General features: G+C 75.4%; 13 protein-coding genes and 1 rRNA gene. 11 read left to right on the forward strand and 3 right to left on the reverse strand.

Annotated elements, in window-relative coordinates:
• Positions 1 to 91, forward strand: a 5S ribosomal RNA gene (gene rrf, locus AB0O91_RS40495); the annotation flags it as partial.
• A 226-nt stretch (positions 92 to 317) separates the two neighbouring features.
• Positions 318 to 2,681: a hypothetical protein gene (locus tag AB0O91_RS40500; protein ID WP_363444362.1), complete on the forward strand. Its 2,364-nt coding sequence runs from the start codon at positions 318 to 320 to the stop codon at positions 2,679 to 2,681.
• A 76-nt stretch (positions 2,682 to 2,757) separates the two neighbouring features.
• Here AB0O91_RS40500 and AB0O91_RS40505 read toward each other — a convergent pair whose 3' ends face one another.
• Entirely contained in the window at positions 2,758 to 4,128 is a 1,371-nt protein-coding gene (locus AB0O91_RS40505; RefSeq protein ID WP_363444365.1) for a DUF1015 domain-containing protein, read from the reverse strand.
• 92 nt (positions 4,129 to 4,220) lie between these two features.
• Between AB0O91_RS40505 and AB0O91_RS40510 the strand changes: the two genes are divergently transcribed.
• The gene (locus tag AB0O91_RS40510) at positions 4,221 to 4,832 is read left to right on the forward strand and encodes a tetratricopeptide repeat protein (protein WP_363444368.1); all 612 of its coding nucleotides are present in this window, start codon (positions 4,221 to 4,223) and stop codon (positions 4,830 to 4,832) included.
• 53 nt (positions 4,833 to 4,885) lie between these two features.
• Entirely contained in the window at positions 4,886 to 5,923 is a 1,038-nt protein-coding gene (locus AB0O91_RS40515) for an HAD-IIA family hydrolase (protein WP_363444371.1), read from the forward strand.
• Between the two features lie 150 nt (positions 5,924 to 6,073).
• On the opposite strand, the gene AB0O91_RS40520 is transcribed toward AB0O91_RS40515, so the two are convergent.
• The gene (locus AB0O91_RS40520; RefSeq protein WP_363444374.1) at positions 6,074 to 6,421 is read right to left on the reverse strand and encodes an SCP2 sterol-binding domain-containing protein; all 348 of its coding nucleotides are present in this window, start codon (positions 6,419 to 6,421) and stop codon (positions 6,074 to 6,076) included.
• Between the two features lie 157 nt (positions 6,422 to 6,578).
• Between AB0O91_RS40520 and AB0O91_RS40525 the strand changes: the two genes are divergently transcribed.
• The 4 genes from AB0O91_RS40525 (at position 6,579) to AB0O91_RS40540 (ending at position 9,469) form a co-directional block, all read left to right on the forward strand.
• On the forward strand, positions 6,579 to 7,382 hold the full coding sequence (locus tag AB0O91_RS40525; RefSeq protein ID WP_363444377.1) for a hypothetical protein: 804 nt from the start codon (positions 6,579 to 6,581) through the stop codon (positions 7,380 to 7,382).
• On the forward strand, positions 7,366 to 7,626 hold the full coding sequence (locus tag AB0O91_RS40530) for a hypothetical protein (RefSeq protein ID WP_363444380.1): 261 nt from the start codon (positions 7,366 to 7,368) through the stop codon (positions 7,624 to 7,626). Before AB0O91_RS40525 ends, AB0O91_RS40530 begins: the two co-directional genes overlap by 17 nt.
• A 36-nt stretch (positions 7,627 to 7,662) precedes the next feature.
• Complete coding sequence (locus AB0O91_RS40535) at positions 7,663 to 8,469, forward strand: TlyA family RNA methyltransferase (RefSeq protein WP_363444391.1); 807 nt, start codon at positions 7,663 to 7,665, stop codon at positions 8,467 to 8,469.
• Positions 8,470 to 8,560: 91 nt separating this feature from the next.
• Entirely contained in the window at positions 8,561 to 9,469 is a 909-nt protein-coding gene (locus AB0O91_RS40540; RefSeq protein WP_363444383.1) for an NAD kinase, read from the forward strand.
• 22 nt (positions 9,470 to 9,491) lie between these two features.
• Here AB0O91_RS40540 and AB0O91_RS40545 read toward each other — a convergent pair whose 3' ends face one another.
• The gene (locus AB0O91_RS40545; RefSeq protein ID WP_363444385.1) at positions 9,492 to 11,000 is read right to left on the reverse strand and encodes a PLP-dependent aminotransferase family protein; all 1,509 of its coding nucleotides are present in this window, start codon (positions 10,998 to 11,000) and stop codon (positions 9,492 to 9,494) included.
• A gap of 250 nt (positions 11,001 to 11,250) precedes the next feature.
• Here AB0O91_RS40545 and AB0O91_RS40550 point away from each other — a divergent pair, with 250 nt between their 5' ends.
• The 3 genes from AB0O91_RS40550 to AB0O91_RS40560 all read left to right on the forward strand — a co-directional run bounded on the left by AB0O91_RS40550 (position 11,251) and on the right by AB0O91_RS40560 (position 15,019).
• Complete coding sequence (locus AB0O91_RS40550) at positions 11,251 to 11,850, forward strand: hypothetical protein (RefSeq protein WP_363444394.1); 600 nt, start codon at positions 11,251 to 11,253, stop codon at positions 11,848 to 11,850.
• An 88-nt stretch (positions 11,851 to 11,938) separates the two neighbouring features.
• Positions 11,939 to 13,672 carry a DNA repair protein RecN gene (gene recN, locus AB0O91_RS40555; RefSeq protein WP_363444397.1) on the forward strand — a complete coding sequence of 578 codons (1,734 nt, stop codon included), beginning with the start codon at positions 11,939 to 11,941 and terminating at the stop codon, positions 13,670 to 13,672.
• 180 nt (positions 13,673 to 13,852) lie between these two features.
• On the forward strand, positions 13,853 to 15,019 hold the full coding sequence (locus AB0O91_RS40560; protein ID WP_363444388.1) for a glycosyltransferase family 4 protein: 1,167 nt from the start codon (positions 13,853 to 13,855) through the stop codon (positions 15,017 to 15,019).
• The last annotated feature ends 199 nt before the right edge of the window (positions 15,020 to 15,218 follow it).

The raw sequence follows: 15,218 nt of genomic DNA on the forward strand, positions 1-15,218 counted from the left end.
GCCCGGTTACATTCCGAACCCGGAAGCTAAGCCTCACAGCGCCGATGGTACTGCAGGGGGGACCCTGTGGGAGAGTAGGACGCCGCCGAACAATTATTCAAAGGCCGCGGCCCCAGCGATTCGCTGGGGCCGCGGCCTTTTTGTGTTTTGCGAACTTGTACGAGGCCGGCAGGCCGGGACTTCCGCCCAGGCGCGGACGCTTCCGACATGCCGGACAATGGAGATGGTGCGCGGCCAGGAGGCCGGCGCCGATACCGCGTGAGGGCACCTGTTGCTCGGTCCGCGGTGGAGCTGAAGCAGCAGAAGGAGTCACCAGGATGTCGAACCAGCCCGAGGGCCGTCCCGAGCGTCGATCGGACGACGGCCGAGGCAACGAGCCCCGGTCCCGTGGGGGCTGGTCCAACGACCGTGGCGGCTTCCGTCGTGACGATCGTGACGACCGTCCGCGTCGCGACGACCGTCCGTCGTACCGCGACCGCGATGACCGTGGTGGCGACCGTGGCGGCTTCCGCCGTGATGACCGTCCGCAGGGTGGCGGCTTCCGTCGTGATGACCGTCCGTCCGGTGGGTTCAACCGTGACGACCGTGGTGGCGAGCGCGGTGATTTCCGTCGTGACGACCGTCCGCAGGGTGGCGGCTTCCGCCGCGATGACCGCCCCTCGGGTGGGTTCAACCGTGACGACCGTGGTGGCGAGCGCGGTGGTTTCCGTCGTGACGACCGTCCGCAGGGTGGCGGCTTCCGCCGCGATGACCGCCCCTCGGGTGGGTTCAACCGTGACGACCGTGGCGGCGAGCGCGGTGGCTTCCGCCGTGACGACCGTCCGCAGGGCGGTGGCTTCCGCCGTGACGACCGCCCGTCCGGTGGCTTCCGTCGTGACGACCGTGACGACCGTCCGCGTCGCGACGACCGCCCGTCGGGTGGGTTCAACCGTGACGACCGTGGTGGCGACCGTGGTGGTTTCCGTCGTGATGACCGTCCGCAGGGTGGCGGCTTCCGTCGTGACGACCGTCCGTCCGGTGGGTTCAACCGCGATGACCGTGGTGGCGACCGTGGTGGTTTCCGTCGTGATGACCGTCCGCAGGGTGGCGGCTTCCGCCGCGATGACCGCCCCTCGGGTGGGTTCAACCGTGACGACCGTGGTGGCGAGCGCGGTGGTTTCCGTCGTGACGACCGCCCCCAGGGTGGCGGCTTCCGCCGTGACGACCGCCCGTCCGGTGGGTTCAACCGCGATGACCGTGGTGGCGAGCGCGGTGGTTTCCGTCGTGACGACCGCCCCCAGGGTGGCGGCTTCCGCCGTGACGACCGCCCGTCCGGTGGCTTCCGCCGCGATGACCGTGACGACCGTCCGCGTCGCGACGACCGGCCCTCGGGCGGGTTCAACCGCGACGACCGCGGTGGCGACCGTGGCGGCTTCCGCCGTGACGACCGCCCGCAGAGCTTCCACCGCGACCGCGATGACCGTGGAGGCGAGCGTGGCGGCTTCCGTCGTGACGACCGTCCCCAGGGTGGCGGCTTCAACCGCGACCGTGGTGGCGAGCGCGGTGGTTTCCGTCGTGACGACCGTCCCCAGGGTGGCGGCTTCAACCGCGACCGTGGCGGCGACCGTGGCGGCTTCCGCCGTGACGACCGCCCGTCGTACCGCGACCGTGACGACCGCGGGGACGACCGCGGCCGCCGGGACTACGACGACCGCCGCGGCAACTACGAGCCCGTCAAGCGCCTGCCGATCCCGGAGGACGTCACCGGCTTCGAGCTGGACGCGGACGTCCGCCAGGAGCTCAAGAGCCTGCCCAAGACCCTCGCGGACGACGTCGCCCGCAACCTGGTGATGGTGGCCCGCCTGCTCGACGGCGAGCCGGAGGAGGCGTACCAGTACTCGCGCGTCGCGCTGCGGCTGGCGTCCCGTGTCCCCGCCGTCCGTGAGGCGGCCGGGTTCGCCTCGTACATGACGCAGCGTTACTCCGAGGCGCTGACCGAGTTCCGTGCCGCGCGTCGGATGACCGGCCGTGCGGACCTGTGGCCCGTGATGGCCGACTGCGAGCGCGGTCTGGGCCGCCCGGAGCGGGCGCTGGCGATGGCCGGCGAGCCCGAGGTCAAGCAGCTGGACAAGGCCGGTCAGGTCGAGATGCGCCTGGTCGCGGCCGGTGCCCGCGGTGACATGGAGCAGTTCGACGCGGCCGTCGTCACCCTGCAGAGCCCGGAGCTGGCCTCCAACGCCGTGCACTCCTGGACCGCGCGTCTGCGGTACGCCTACGCCGAGGCGCTGATCGCGGCCGGCCGTGCCGACGAGGCCCGTGAGTGGTTCGCCAAGGCGGCCGAGGCCGACACCGACGGCTCGACCAACGCCGCCGAGCGCCTGGCCGAGATCGACGGCGTGGAGTTCACCGACGCCCTCGACCCGGAGCTGGCCGAGGACGACGCCGAGCAGGCCGAGGCCCCGGCGAAGAAGCGCGTCGCCGACAACTCCGAGGACCGTGTGATCTTCGAGGACGAGGAGGACGTCGAGGAGTACTACGACGAGGACGACCTCGAGATCGACGAGGAGTTCGACGGCGTGGTGCCTGCGCGCGCCGAGGCCGACAAGGCCGACAAGGCCGACAAGGCCGACAAGGCCGACAAGGCCGACAAGGCCGTCGAGGGTGAGAAGGCCGCCGAGGCCGAGGGCGACGCCCGCGGCTGAGCGCCCTGAAACGCCGTGAGGCCCTGCCGAACCCCCGAGGGGTTTCGGCAGGGCCTCACGGCGTCCGGGGCCCCGGCTACCCGAGCGGGAGGCTGCGCAGCACCAGACCGGTGGCCGGCTTCGGCCCGAACGAGGTGGACTTGCGTGGCATGGTGACGCCCTGTTCGGCCAGGCGCCGCACCACGCTCTCCCGCACCGGGTGCAGCAGGACGGCGGTCCCGCCGCTGCGGGCGGCCTCGCGCTCGGCGGCCGCGGCGGTGTGCAGGTAGCCGATGTCGTCGGGGCCGTCCGGGACGTGCCAGGTGCGGTCCAGCAGGGTGGCGTGCAGCACGGTGGCGTCCAGGTGGCGCCACTCCTCGGGACGGTCGTGCGGGACGGTCGCGTCCAGCAGGGCCTCCTCGGGCTCGCCGAGCAGCCAGTAGACGCCGTCGCCGCCGGTGAGGACGAAGCCGTTGCCGCCGTGCCGCTTCTGCTCCGCGAGGGCCTGGAGCGCGGCGGTCAGCGGTCCGGGGACCTCCTTGACCTGCCACTGGTCGCCGAGCTTCTCCAGCGCCTCGGCGACCGGCAGCCGGTACAGCACGCGGTGGATCGCCCGGACCCGCAGCGGGTAGCGGGCGGTGTCCACCAGCAGCACCATGCCGCGGTCCCACGGGCTGCGCGGCAGGTGGCGGTGTTCGCGCTGGAGCCGCAGGTACATCTCCCAGCGGTGGTGGCCGTCGGCGATCAGGGCCCGGCAGGTGGCCAGGTCGCGGCTGATCCCGGCCAGGTCGGTGGGGTCGGTGACCGCCCACAAGCGGTGGTGGGTGCCGTCGCTGGTGGCGGTGGAGAGCAGCGGCTCGCGCTCGACGGTCCGCTCGATGACGCCGGAGGCGCCGCCGTTGCCCCGGTAGGTGAGCAGCAGCGGTTCGAGGTTGGCCCGGGTGGTGCGCATCAGGCCGACCCGGTCGGCGACCGGCCGGGGCATCACGTCCTCGTGCGGGAGGACGACGCCGGCCTCGGGGCCGCTGACCGCGAGGGCGCCGATCAGCCCGCGCTGGAGCAGTTCGGGGGAGTCACCGGTGCCGGGGACGCGCTGCTCGTAGACGTAGATCGCCGGCTCCGGGTCGGCGGCGAGGACGCCCTCGCGCTGCCAGGCGGCCAGCAGCCGGGCGGCGTGCCGGTACTTGGTGTCGCGGTCGGGGCGGTCACCGGCGTCCTCGGGCTCGGGGCGGGGCAGGATCAGCCGGACCACGTTGTGCGGGTCGGCGGTCTCCAGGTCGAGCCGGCGGCCCGGGTCGACGACGTCGTAGGGCGGGGACATCACCGCGGCCAGTGCGCCGACCCGGTCGGGGACGTAGCGCAGGCCACGGAAGGGGGACAGGGACAGGCCTGCGGTGGCGACGTGCCCGGGATCACCGGGGCCGCCCACGGGAGTCTCGACTCCGTCTTCTGCACTGGGTGTGCTCATTCTGGGCATCGTAACCGGGTACGCGTTGTTGAGAGATCGGAATGCCCGTGCCGAACGCTCGGACGGGTGTGCGACCGAGGGCGAGGGACGGCATGGACGACGGGCAGGAACGGCCGGACGGCGGCGCGCCGGGTGAGCGCGTGTCCACGGGGGGCGTCCCGGCCCAGGGGAGACCCGGGGATCCCGCCGGGGACGTCTACGACTGGTTCCGCCGCGGTGCGAACCTGCTGGCCCAGGGGCATCCGGCGGCGGCCCAGCAGTTGCTCGCCCGGGCGGCGGAGGCCGAGCCGCACTCGCGCAGCATCCGGGAGGCGCTGGCCCGGGCCCAGTTCGACGCCGGTTCGTACGCGGCGGCGCTGGAGAACTTCCGGGCCGTGGCGCTGGCCGATCCCTCGGACGACTACGCTCAGTTCGGGTGGGGCGTCTCGGCAGCCCGGCTGGGCGACTTCGAGACGTCCGCCGAGCACCTGGCGCTGGCCGTGGCCATGCGGCCGGAGACCGACCACTACCGCGCGGCGCTGCGGCAGACCCGGGCGACCCTGGCGGCCCGGGCCGGGGCCTTCGGCCCGCTGTTGCCGGGTGTTCCGGGTGCCTCGGGCGTTCCGGAGGTTCCGGGCGGCCGGAAGGGCGCGGCCCGGGACCCGGGGGCGGGCCTGCCGGGGCAGTTCGGGGGAGAGCCCGACGGCGTCAACGACGACGCCTGAGCGGGCGGGCATGGACGAGCAGACGGACCAGCAGTGAATGAGGTAGGGCACGCATGACCGAGACGGCCACCCCCGCGCGACGGACCGCCCCCGGCGGCAGCGACCGCCCGTTGACCGAGGCGTACGACACGGCGCTGCTCGACCTGGACGGCGTGGTCTACGCCGGTCCGAACGCGATCGAGCACGCGGTGGACGCGCTGGCGGCCGCCCGCAGTGCCGGGATGCGGCTCGCGTACGTGACCAACAACGCCTCCCGCCCGCCGCGGGTGGTCGCCGAGCACCTGACCGAGCTGGGCGTGCCCGCCGAGCCGACGGACGTGATCAACTCGGCCCAGGCGGCCGCCCGGGTGGTCGCCGAGAAGGTGCCGGCCGGGGCGAAGGTGCTGGTCGTGGGCGGCCTGGGGCTGGAAGAGGCGCTGGCCGAGCGCGGGCTGGTCGCGGTCCGCTCGCTGGCCGAGGAGCCGCTCGCGGTGGTGCAGGGCTTCGATCCCTCGGTGGGCTGGCCGCAGCTGGCGGAGGCCGCGTACGCGGTGCGCGCGGGGCTGCCGTGGGTCGCCTCGAACACCGACCTGACGGTGCCGACGGCGCGCGGCATCGCCCCCGGCAACGGGACGCTGGTGGCCGCGGTCCGGGCGGCGGCCGGGGTGGACCCGGAGGTGGCGGGCAAGCCGCTGCCGCCGATGCACCGGGAGACCGTGCTGCGCACCGGTGCCCGGCGGCCGCTGGTGGTCGGGGACCGGCTGGACACCGACATCGAGGGCGCGTTCAACGGCGGGGTGGACAGCCTGCTGGTGTTCACCGGCGTCACCACCCCGGCGCAGTTGCTGGCGGCCCCGGCCGAGCACCGGCCGACGTACCTGGCGGCGGACCTGCGTGCCCTGCTGGTCCCGCAGCCTGAGGTGACGGCGGCGGGCGGCGGCTTCGTCTGCGGTGGCCGGACGGCCGTCGCGGAGGGCGGCGTGCTGCGGCTGTCCGGTGCCGGGGACCGCTGGGACGGCCTGCGGGCGCTGTGCGCGGCGGCCTGGACGGCGCAGGACGCGGACGGCGGGCCGGCGGACGGGCGGAAGGCGCTGGCCGAGCTCGGCTTCTGAGCCGACCGGAACGACCGGGGCCACCGGAATTGCCGGAACGGCCGTCCGGGACATCCGTGCGGGACGTCCGTCTCGGAGTGATGTGCTGGACGGCCGTCCGGAGCTGACGTACGACCCGGCGCCCGGGCAGGCAGAGCGGGCCGGGGCGGGTCAGAGCAGGGTGCGCAGCCGCAGCAGGTCGCGGAAGCCGGCCTCCAGCCGGACCCGGCCGCTCGCCCAGGCGGCGGCGAAGTTGAGCTCGCCGCCGACCAGGGCGACCAGGTCGTCGCTGGCCATGGTGAGCCGGATCGCCGCCTTCTCGGCGGGTGCGCCGGGGGCGGCGACGACGTCCTGGATCCGGCCGTCGCGCAGCTGACCGGTGAAGGTCAGGTCCAGGTCGGTGATCCGGCAGCTGAGCGAGCGGTCGAGGGCGGCGGCCTGCCGGACGTCCCCGGTGGACTTCGCCATGTTCCGGCTGAGCTGCTCCAGTGCCTCCCGGCACTCCTCGGCGTTCGCCATGGCGCTCGCTCCATCCCCAGGTCACTACGGTGCGGACTGCCGGGCCACGGTACCTCAGGCGGGTTTTGGCGGTAGCGTCGTCGGTGGGGTGCCCGGAATCGCCCGGGTGCCGTGGGCGACGGAGCGAGGCGCGCGCAGGCGCGGAGGAGGCACCCGGATGCTGCCGAGGACGGTGCGGGGAGCGGTGGCGGCCGCCGCCGTGGTGGTCGAGGAGGTCGGCAAGCGGGTCGTCGACACGGCGGCCGCGATCCTGGAGAGGACCGGCGTCGACGTGGCCGGGGTCGAGCGCAGGCTGGGCGGGCAGTTCCCCCCGTCGGCGCAGACCCTGCAGACCCTGGCCGAGGAGGCGGTCACCGCCGGGCGGGCCGGGGTGGACCTGGCGGTCGGGGTGGCGCGCAACGAGGTGGAGAAGGCCTTCGAGCGGGTCGGCGACCAGGTCACCAAGGTCGGCGTGGTGCTGGCGTACCTGGAGAGCAAGCTGCGCGAGGTCGAGGAGGAGCCGGCCGGGGCGGGGCGCGCGGCGGATCCGTACCCGGCGGAGCAGCCGGTCCCGGCGCCCCGGGCGGACGACCTGTTCGGGCGCGGTTGGGAGTTCGAGGACGAGCCGGTGGCGGCCGAGCCGATAGTGGCCGAGCGGGTGGAGGTGGACGAGCCGGTCGAGTTCGATCCGCCGGTGGGTCCGGCGGGGGTGAAGAAGTCCCCGGCGAAGAACGCCGCGGCGAAGAAGGCGGCGGCGAAGAAGGCCGTCGGCAAGAAGGCGGCGACCAAGAAGACCACCGTGGCCAAGAAGTCGACCGCCGAGGGCGCCGCGCGGCGGAAGCCGAACGGCGCCGAACCCGGGGCGGCCGCCAAGCGCACGGCGACCAGGAAGACCACCGTCCGCAAGGCCACCAGCACGAAGAAGCCCACGAAGCCCGCGAAGTCCGAGAACCCCGAGGGGCCCGATGTCCGGGGCGAGTGAGCCGGGCCCGGCGACGGAGCCGGCCACCGCCGCCACCGCCGTGGCGGCGCTCGGGGCGCTCGGGGCCCTCGGGCAGGCCGAGCCGCTCGGCGTCGAACTGCTCCCCACCGGGCACCCCGGGGTGGACGCCGGGCTGGCCCGGCTGGAGGCTCTGGACGGGGTCCCGGCCGAGGCACACGTCGCGGTGTACGAAGATGTTCACCAGCGGCTCGCCGACACGCTGGCCGCGCTCGACCAGGAATGATCCGCAGGACCCGTAGGAGCTGAAGCACCAGTGGCAGTGGCACGACGCCGACTCGACGCGGAGCTGGTCCGCCGCAAGCTGGCCCGGTCGCGTGAGCACGCGACCGAACTGATCGCGGCCGGGCGGGTGACCGTCGGCGGCACCACCGCGACCAAGCCGGCCACCCAGGTGGAGACCTCGGCGGCCGTCGTGGTGGCCAAGGACGACAACGACCCCGACTACGTCTCGCGCGGCGGGCACAAGCTCGCCGGGGCGTTCGCGGCCTTCGTGCCGCAGGGCCTGGTGGTCGAGGGCCGCCGGGCGCTGGACGCGGGCGCCTCCACCGGCGGCTTCACCGACGTGCTGCTGCGCGCCGGGGCCGCCCACGTGCTGGCGGTGGACGTCGGCTACGGGCAGCTCGCCTGGTCGCTGCAGAGCGACGAGCGGGTGACGGTGATGGACCGCACCAACGTCCGCGAGCTGACCCCGGAGTCGATCGGCGGCACCCCCGTCGACCTGGTGGTCGGCGACCTGTCCTTCATCTCGCTCGGTCTGGTGCTGCCGGCCCTGGCCGCCTGCGCGGCCCCGGACGCCGACCTGGTGCTGATGGTCAAGCCGCAGTTCGAGATCGGCAAGGAGCGCCTCGGCAGCGGCGGGGTGGTGCGCAGTCCGCAGCTGCGGGCCGAGATGGTGCGGCAGGTGGCCGGGCAGGCCTGGGGCCTCGGACTGGGCGTGCGCGCGGTCACCGCGAGCCCGCTGCCGGGGCCGTCGGGGAACGTCGAGTACTTCCTCTGGATGCGCCGGGACGCCCCGCAGCTGGACCCCGCGGAGGCGGACCGGGCCGTGGCGGAAGGGCCCCGATAGGGTGCTCTGCGAGCGTCCGGCCCGTCATGCTGGATGGCGCGGACGCACCGGGCCAAGGGCGACCCGGCGGGCGTAGGGAGAGGGCAGCGGCATGAGCGACGAAGAACGCACGGTCTTCCTGATCGCGCACACCGGCCGGGAGACGGCGCTGCGCAGTGTCGAGAGCTTGGTGCACGGGCTGCTGAAGGCGGGGCTCCGGATCAGGCTGCTGGAGGCCGAGGCGGTGGACCTCGACCTGCCGGACGGGGTCGAGAAGGTGGCGGAGGGGCCCGGGGCGGCGGACGGCTGCGAGCTGATCCTGGTCGCCGGTGGTGACGGCACGCTGCTGCGCGGCGCGGAGCTGGCACGCTCGCACGGGCTGCCGATGCTGGGGATCAACCTCGGCCGGGTCGGCTTCCTGGCCGAGGCCGAGCGGGACGACCTGGCCGTGGTGGTCGAGCGGGTGGTGGACGCCGACTACGAGGTCGAGGAGCGGATGACGCTCGACGTCATCGTCCGCACCAACGGCGATGTGGTGCACCAGGACTGGGCGTTGAACGAGGCGTCGATCGAGAAGGCCTCCCGGGAGCGGATGTTGGAGGTGGTGACCGAGGTGGACGGCCGCCCGGTCTCCAACTTCGGCTGCGACGGGGTGGTCTGCGCGACGCCGACCGGTTCGACCGCGTACGCCTTCTCGGGCGGCGGGCCGGTGGTGTGGCCGGAGGTGGAGGCGCTGCTGATGGTGCCGATCTCCGCGCACGCGCTGTTCGCCCGGCCGCTGGTGACCTCGCCGGACTCGGTGCTGGCCGTCGAGGTGCAGCCCAAGACCCCGCACGGGGTGCTCTGGTGCGACGGCCGGCGTTCGGTCGAACTGCCCGCGGGCGCTCGGGTGGAGGTGCGCCGGGGGCAGACGCCGGTGCGGCTGGCACGGCTGCACCGGGCGCCGTTCACCGACCGGCTGGTGGCCAAGTTCGCGCTCCCGGTGACGGGTTGGCGCGGGCGCTCGAACACCGACTGCTGACCCCCGCGGTTCCGACGGGGCGTCAGACCGCCAGGGCCTGACCCTCGTCGGTCGGGCCCAGCCGGCCGCCCGCCGCCGCGCGGGCGGCCAGCGCGGCCAGCCGTTCGACGGCGGCGGGGACGGCCGCGGCGGGCACCGTGAGCGGTATCCGGATGTGGTGCTCGAAGGCGCCGTCCGAGCCGAACCGGTTGCCCGCGGCGATCCGGATCCCGGCGTGCTCCCCGGCCCGGGCCAGCGCCGCGCCGGACAGTCCGCCGGTGGCGACCCAGAGGGCCAGGCCGCCGGGCGGCAGGGTGACGTCCCAGTCGGGCAGCCGCTCGGGCAGCGCGGCGGCGAAGGCGTGCGCGGTGGCCCGCAGCCGGTCCAGCTGGTGGGCGCGGACGGCGGGCAGCGGCTCGCCGAGCAGTTCGGCGGCGATCAGCTGGTCGAGCACCGGGGTGCCGACGTCGCTGTAGACCCGCTCGGTGGCCAGCCGCCGGACCAGCGCGGGCGCGGCCCGCACCCAGCCGATCCGCAGGCCGCCCCAGAGCAGCTTGCCGGCCGAGCCGACGGTGACCACCTGGGCGGCCCGGTCCAGGGCCGCCACCGGGCGCGGCAGCGGCGTGGACTCCGGTACGCCCCAGCCGAGTTCGGCGGTGGTCTCGTCCACCAGCACGATGCTCCCGACCGCCCGGGCGGCGGCCAGCAGCCCGCGGCGCTGCTCCTCGTCGATCAGCGCGCCGGTCGGGTTGTGGAAGTCCGGGATGACGTACGCGAGCTTGGGGGCGGCCCCGCGCAGCACCCGCTGCCACTCCGCCAGGTCCCAGGCGGGCTGCGGTGCGTACGCGTACGGGACGGGGACCAGGCGGGCCCCGGTGAGGCGCAGCGCCTGGAGGGTGTGGGCGTAGCTGGGGGCCTCGACGGCGACCCGGTCGCCGCGGCCGACCAGGACCCGCTGGACGAGGTGGAGTCCGCCCATCGCGCCGGTGGTGACCAGGATCTGGTCGGGGGTGGTGGGCAGTCCGCGCTCGGTGTAGCGGCGGGCGACGGCCTCGCGCAGCACCGGGACGCCGGTGGGGTAGTGGCCGTGTCCGGCGGCGTAGTGCGGCAGCAGGTCGACGGCCCGGGCGGCGGCCCGGCCGAGCCAGGGCTGCGGGGCGGGCAGGGCGGCGACGCCGAGGTCCAGGATCCGGCCCTGTTCGTCCGGCGGGACGGGGTGCAGGGCGTCGCCGGGCGGCGGGGCGCCCTCGGGCAGGGTGGTCCAGCTGCCGGCGCCGCGGCGGCTGAGCAGGTAGCCGTCGCCGCGCAGGGTCTCGTACGCGGTGGCGACGGTGGTGCGGCTGAGGTCCAGGGCGCTGGCGAGTTCGCGTTCGGCGGGCAGCCGGGCGCCGACCGGCAGCCGGCCCTCGGTGACCAGCAGCCGGATCTGCCCGGCGAGGGTGCGGTAGGCGGGCCGGCGGGCGGTGGCCGGTTCGGGGAGCCGGGCGGTGGCGAGGAGCCGGGCCAGGGTGGGCGGGGCGACGGTGGTGTGCCAGTCGGTCGTGGCGCCCATGCGCCCACCTCGCTTCGCTCGCTCGGCAGGCCACTTGCCGCTGATTGGCCCTGTCGATTGCTTTATTGGCCCGCTCATCATGGCAGGGCGGCCGCCGAGTCCGCCACCGTCGGGGCGACCCGGCGGTGCAGCACCACCCGCAGGAGCAGCAGTGGCCGTCACGACCGCACCCACCACCGCCCCCACGAGCCCGCCCGCCGTCGCACCGCGTCCCGGCCCCGCCGTCCGGCTTCTCGGCGACACCCACGCTCTGGGGCGCCGGCTCCCGCAGCTCGCCGTCGGCCTGGCCCTGTACGGGGCGAGCATGGCGCTGATGCTCCGCTCCGGCCTCGGCCTGGACCCCTGGGACGTCTTCCACCAGGGCCTGCAACGGGTGCTCGGCCTGAGCGTGGGCGCCTGGGTGACGATCTGCGGCGCCCTGGTCCTGCTGCTGTGGATCCCGCTGTGTCAGCGTCCGGGGGTCGGCACCGTGGCCAACGTGCTGGTGATCGGCGCCGCGATGGACCTCACCCTGCGGCTGGTCGACGGCCCGCACGGCCTGCCCGCCCGGATCGCGCTGATGGCCGCCGCGGTGCTGCTCAACGGCCTGGCCTCGGGCCTGTACATCGGCGCCCGGCTCGGCCCCGGCCCGCGGGACGGCCTGATGACCGGCCTGCACCGGCGCACCGGGCGCTCGCTGCGGCTGATCCGGACCGGCATCGAGGTCACCGTGCTGGCGGCCGGGTTCGTGCTCGGCGGCACCGCCGGGGTCGGCACGGTGGTGTACGCGCTGCTCATCGGCCCCCTGGTGCAGCTCTTCCTGCCGTGGTGCACCGTGCCCACCGCCGCCCGGACCTCCCGGAACGGGTGAACTCGGCGGCACGGAGTTGCCGCGCGCCGTTGCCGCTCGTCGCGCTCCGGGGGCGGAACCTCGTAAGGTCGTCTCCGTGTTGGACGAGATGCGGATACGGGATCTTGGGGTCATCGACGACGCGGTGGTCGAGCTCGCCCCCGGCTTCACCGCCGTGACCGGGGAGACCGGCGCCGGCAAGACCATGGTGGTGACCAGCCTCGGCCTGCTGCTCGGCGGACGCGCCGACCCCGGTCTGGTCCGCCACGGCGCCGGGCGCGCCGTGGTGGAGGGCCGGCTGGAGCTGCCGGCCGGCTCCCCGGTGGCGGCCCGTGCCGCCGAGGCCGGGGCCGAACTGGACGACGGAGCGCTGCTGGTCAGCCGGACGGTGTCCGCCGAGGGCCGGTCCCGGGCGTACGTCGGCGGGCGGGCCGTTCCGGTCGGGCTGCTCACCGAGCTCGGCGAGGACCTGATCGCCGTGCACGGCCAGACCGACCAGCAGCGGCTGCTGCGCCCGGCCCGCCAGCGCGGCGCGCTGGACCGCTACGCGGGCGGGACGGTGGCCGAGCCGTTGGTCCGCTACCGGGAGACCTACCGCGCCCTGCGGGAGGTCGCGGCCACCCTGGAGGAGCTGACCACCCGGGCCCGCGAGCGGGCCCAGGAGGCCGACCTGCTGCGCTTCGGCCTGGACGAGATCGCCGCCGCCGAGCCGGTGGCCGGCGAGGACGTCGAGCTGGCCGCCGAGGCCGAGCGGCTCGGCCACGCCGACGCGCTGTCCTCCGCGGCGACCCTCGCCCACGCGGCCCTGGCCGGCGACCCGGCCGACCCGGAGGCCCTGGACGCGGGCACCCTGCTCGCCCAGTCCCGGCGGGCCCTGGACGCCGTGCGCCACCACGACGAGCGCCTCGCCGCGCTCGCCGACCGGCTGAACGAGGTCGGCTACCTGCTGACCGACGTCGCCGGGGACCTGGCCGGCTACGCCGACGACCTGGACGCCGATCCGGTCCGGCTGGCCGCCGTCGAGGACCGCCGGGCCGTGCTGGCCCAGCTGCTGCGCAAGTACGGCGGCGAGGAGAACACCCTCGCCGAGGTGATCGCCTGGGCCGAGGCCGGATCCGCCCGGCTCGCCGAGCTCGACGGCGACGACGACCGGATCGACCGGCTCGGCGCCCAGGAGACCGAGCTGCGGGCCGAGTTGGCCGAGCTCGCGGCCGAGGTGTCGGCCGCCCGGCAGGCCGCCGCCGGACGCTTCGCCGAGGCCGTCTCCGCCGAACTCGCCGAACTCGCCATGCCGCACGCCCGGGTGACCTTCGCGATCAGCCGGGTCGACGACCTGGCCGGCATCGAGCTGGACGGCCGCACCGTCGCGTACGGGCCGCACGGCGTGGACGAGGTCGAGGTGCTGCTCGCCCCGCACCCGGGCGCCCAGCCGCGCCCGATCGCCAAGGGCGCCTCCGGCGGTGAGCTGTCCCGGGTGATGCTCGCCGTCGAGGTGGTCTTCGCGGGGGCCGATCCCGTCCCCACCTACCTGTTCGACGAGGTGGACGCGGGCGTCGGCGGCAAGGCCGCGGTCGAGATCGGCCGCCGGCTGGCCAAGCTGGCCGAGTCCGCCCAGGTCGTGGTGGTCACCCACCTCCCGCAGGTCGCCGCGTTCGCGGACCGGCACCTGGTGGTGGAGAAGACCAACGACGGCACCGTGACCCGCTCCGGCGTCAAGGTGTTGAACGACGAGGAGCGGGTGCGCGAACTCTCCCGGATGCTGGCCGGCCTGGAGGACTCGGAGCTGGGCCGGGCCCACGCCGAGGAGTTGCTGGCCGCCGCCCGGGCACCCCGCCACCGGTAGCCGGGAGCCGGCGGCCCTCCCCGCAGGACGGTGACGCGCCCCCGTGGCGCCGACTGTCCAAGAGGGCCGCCGACCTGGCATGGTGGCCGCTGGACACTGGCTTTCCAGTCCCGAGCGCCGCCGGGCGGGCAATCCTCGCGAAGCGGTGCGCGAACCTGATCGAGTCGGATGCGAGACGACGTGGACCATTCCGCCGCCCGGGCCACCGCGGCCGCCCCGGAACCGGGGCAGCTGCACGTGGTGCTCGTCCTGGCCGCCAGCACCGGCGGCATCGGTGCGCACGTGCGCTCCCTGGCCCAGGGCCTGGTCGCGCACGGGGTGACCGTCACGGTCTGCGCGCCGGCGGGTACGGACGCGCTGTTCGGGTTCTCCCGGACCGGCGCGCGGTTCCACACCGTCGACATCACCCCGACCGCGGGCGCCCGCAGCGACGCCACCGCGATCGGCGAGCTGCGCCGGGCCTTCACCGGCGCCGACGTGGTGCACGCCCACGGGCTGCGCGCCGGGCTTCTGTCCGACCTCGCGCTGCGCACCGCCGGCCGTTTCCCGGGCCTGCGCCCGGAGACCCCGTTGGTGGTCACCTCGCACCACGCGCTGCTGGCCACCGGCATGGAGCGGCGGCTGCAGCGGCTGATGGAGCGCCGGGTGGCGCGCGCCGCCGACCTCGTCCTCGGCGCCTCCTCCGACCTGGTCGCCCGGGCCCGTGAACTGGGCGCCACCGACGCCCGGCTGGGCCCGGTCGCCGCCCCGCCGATGCCCGAGGGCCGACTCGCCCGGGCCGAGGCGCGGGCCGCGCTGCTCGGCGACGGCCCGGACCGTCCGCTGGTGCTGGCGGTCGGCCGGCTCGTCCCGCAGAAGGCCTTCGGGCTGCTGCTGGACGCCACCGGCGAGCTGGCCGGGCTGGACCCGGAGCCGCTGCTGCTGCTCGCCGGGGACGGCCCGGAGGCGGGCCCGCTGCGCGAGCGGGTGGCCGCCGAGAAGCTGCCGGTGCGTCTGCTCGGCTACCGCACCGACGTGCCGGACCTCCTGGCCGCCGCCGACGTGGTGGTGGTCTCCAGCCGTTGGGAGGCCCGCTCGCTGGTGGTCCAGGAGGCGATGCGGGCCGGCGTGCCGGTGGTCGCCACCGCCGTCGGCGGCATCCCCGAACTGGTCGGCGACGCCGCCGTGCTGGTGCCGCCCGGCGATCCGGCGGCGCTCGGGCGCGCGGTGCACGGGGTGCTCGCGGACCCGGCCCGCCGCGAGCAGCTGGTGGCGGCCGGCCGGCAGCAGGCCGAGACCTGGCCGGACGAGGCCGCCACCGTCGCCCAGGTGCTCAGCACCTACGACGAGTTGGTGCAGCGCGGCTGAGCCCGGCCGGGCCCGGTCCGGCTAGACCGTCACCTGCTCGGCCCGGTCCGCGGTCCGGTCGGCGGCCGGGCCCTCCGGCTGGGCGGACAGGTAGGCGGCGCCGCAGGCGGTCAGCCGCAGGGCGGTGTCGATCAGCGGGACGTGGCTGAAGGCCTGCGGGAAGTTGCCGACCTGGCGCTTGAGCCGCGGGTCCCACTCC

The sequence above is a fragment of the Kitasatospora sp. NPDC089797 genome (assembly GCF_040684795.1).
Taxonomy (GTDB): Bacteria; Actinomycetota; Actinomycetes; order Streptomycetales; family Streptomycetaceae; genus Kitasatospora.

Excerpts from the sequence above, each read along its gene's own strand:
- AB0O91_RS40500 (WP_363444362.1), top strand. The coding sequence starts at position 318 with ATGTCGAACCAGCCCGAGGGCCGTCCCGAGCGTCGATCGGACGACGGC.
- AB0O91_RS40525 (WP_363444377.1), top strand. The coding sequence starts at position 6,579 with ATGCTGCCGAGGACGGTGCGGGGAGCGGTGGCGGCCGCCGCCGTGGTG.
- AB0O91_RS40520 (WP_363444374.1), bottom strand. The coding sequence starts at position 6,421 with ATGGCGAACGCCGAGGAGTGCCGGGAGGCACTGGAGCAGCTCAGCCGG.
- AB0O91_RS40530 (WP_363444380.1), top strand. The coding sequence starts at position 7,366 with ATGTCCGGGGCGAGTGAGCCGGGCCCGGCGACGGAGCCGGCCACCGCC.
- AB0O91_RS40505 (WP_363444365.1), bottom strand. The coding sequence starts at position 4,128 with ATGAGCACACCCAGTGCAGAAGACGGAGTCGAGACTCCCGTGGGCGGC.
- AB0O91_RS40545 (WP_363444385.1), bottom strand. The coding sequence starts at position 11,000 with ATGGGCGCCACGACCGACTGGCACACCACCGTCGCCCCGCCCACCCTG.
- AB0O91_RS40515 (WP_363444371.1), top strand. The coding sequence starts at position 4,886 with ATGACCGAGACGGCCACCCCCGCGCGACGGACCGCCCCCGGCGGCAGC.
- recN (WP_363444397.1), top strand. The coding sequence starts at position 11,939 with ATGCGGATACGGGATCTTGGGGTCATCGACGACGCGGTGGTCGAGCTC.
- AB0O91_RS40540 (WP_363444383.1), top strand. The coding sequence starts at position 8,561 with ATGAGCGACGAAGAACGCACGGTCTTCCTGATCGCGCACACCGGCCGG.
- AB0O91_RS40510 (WP_363444368.1), top strand. The coding sequence starts at position 4,221 with ATGGACGACGGGCAGGAACGGCCGGACGGCGGCGCGCCGGGTGAGCGC.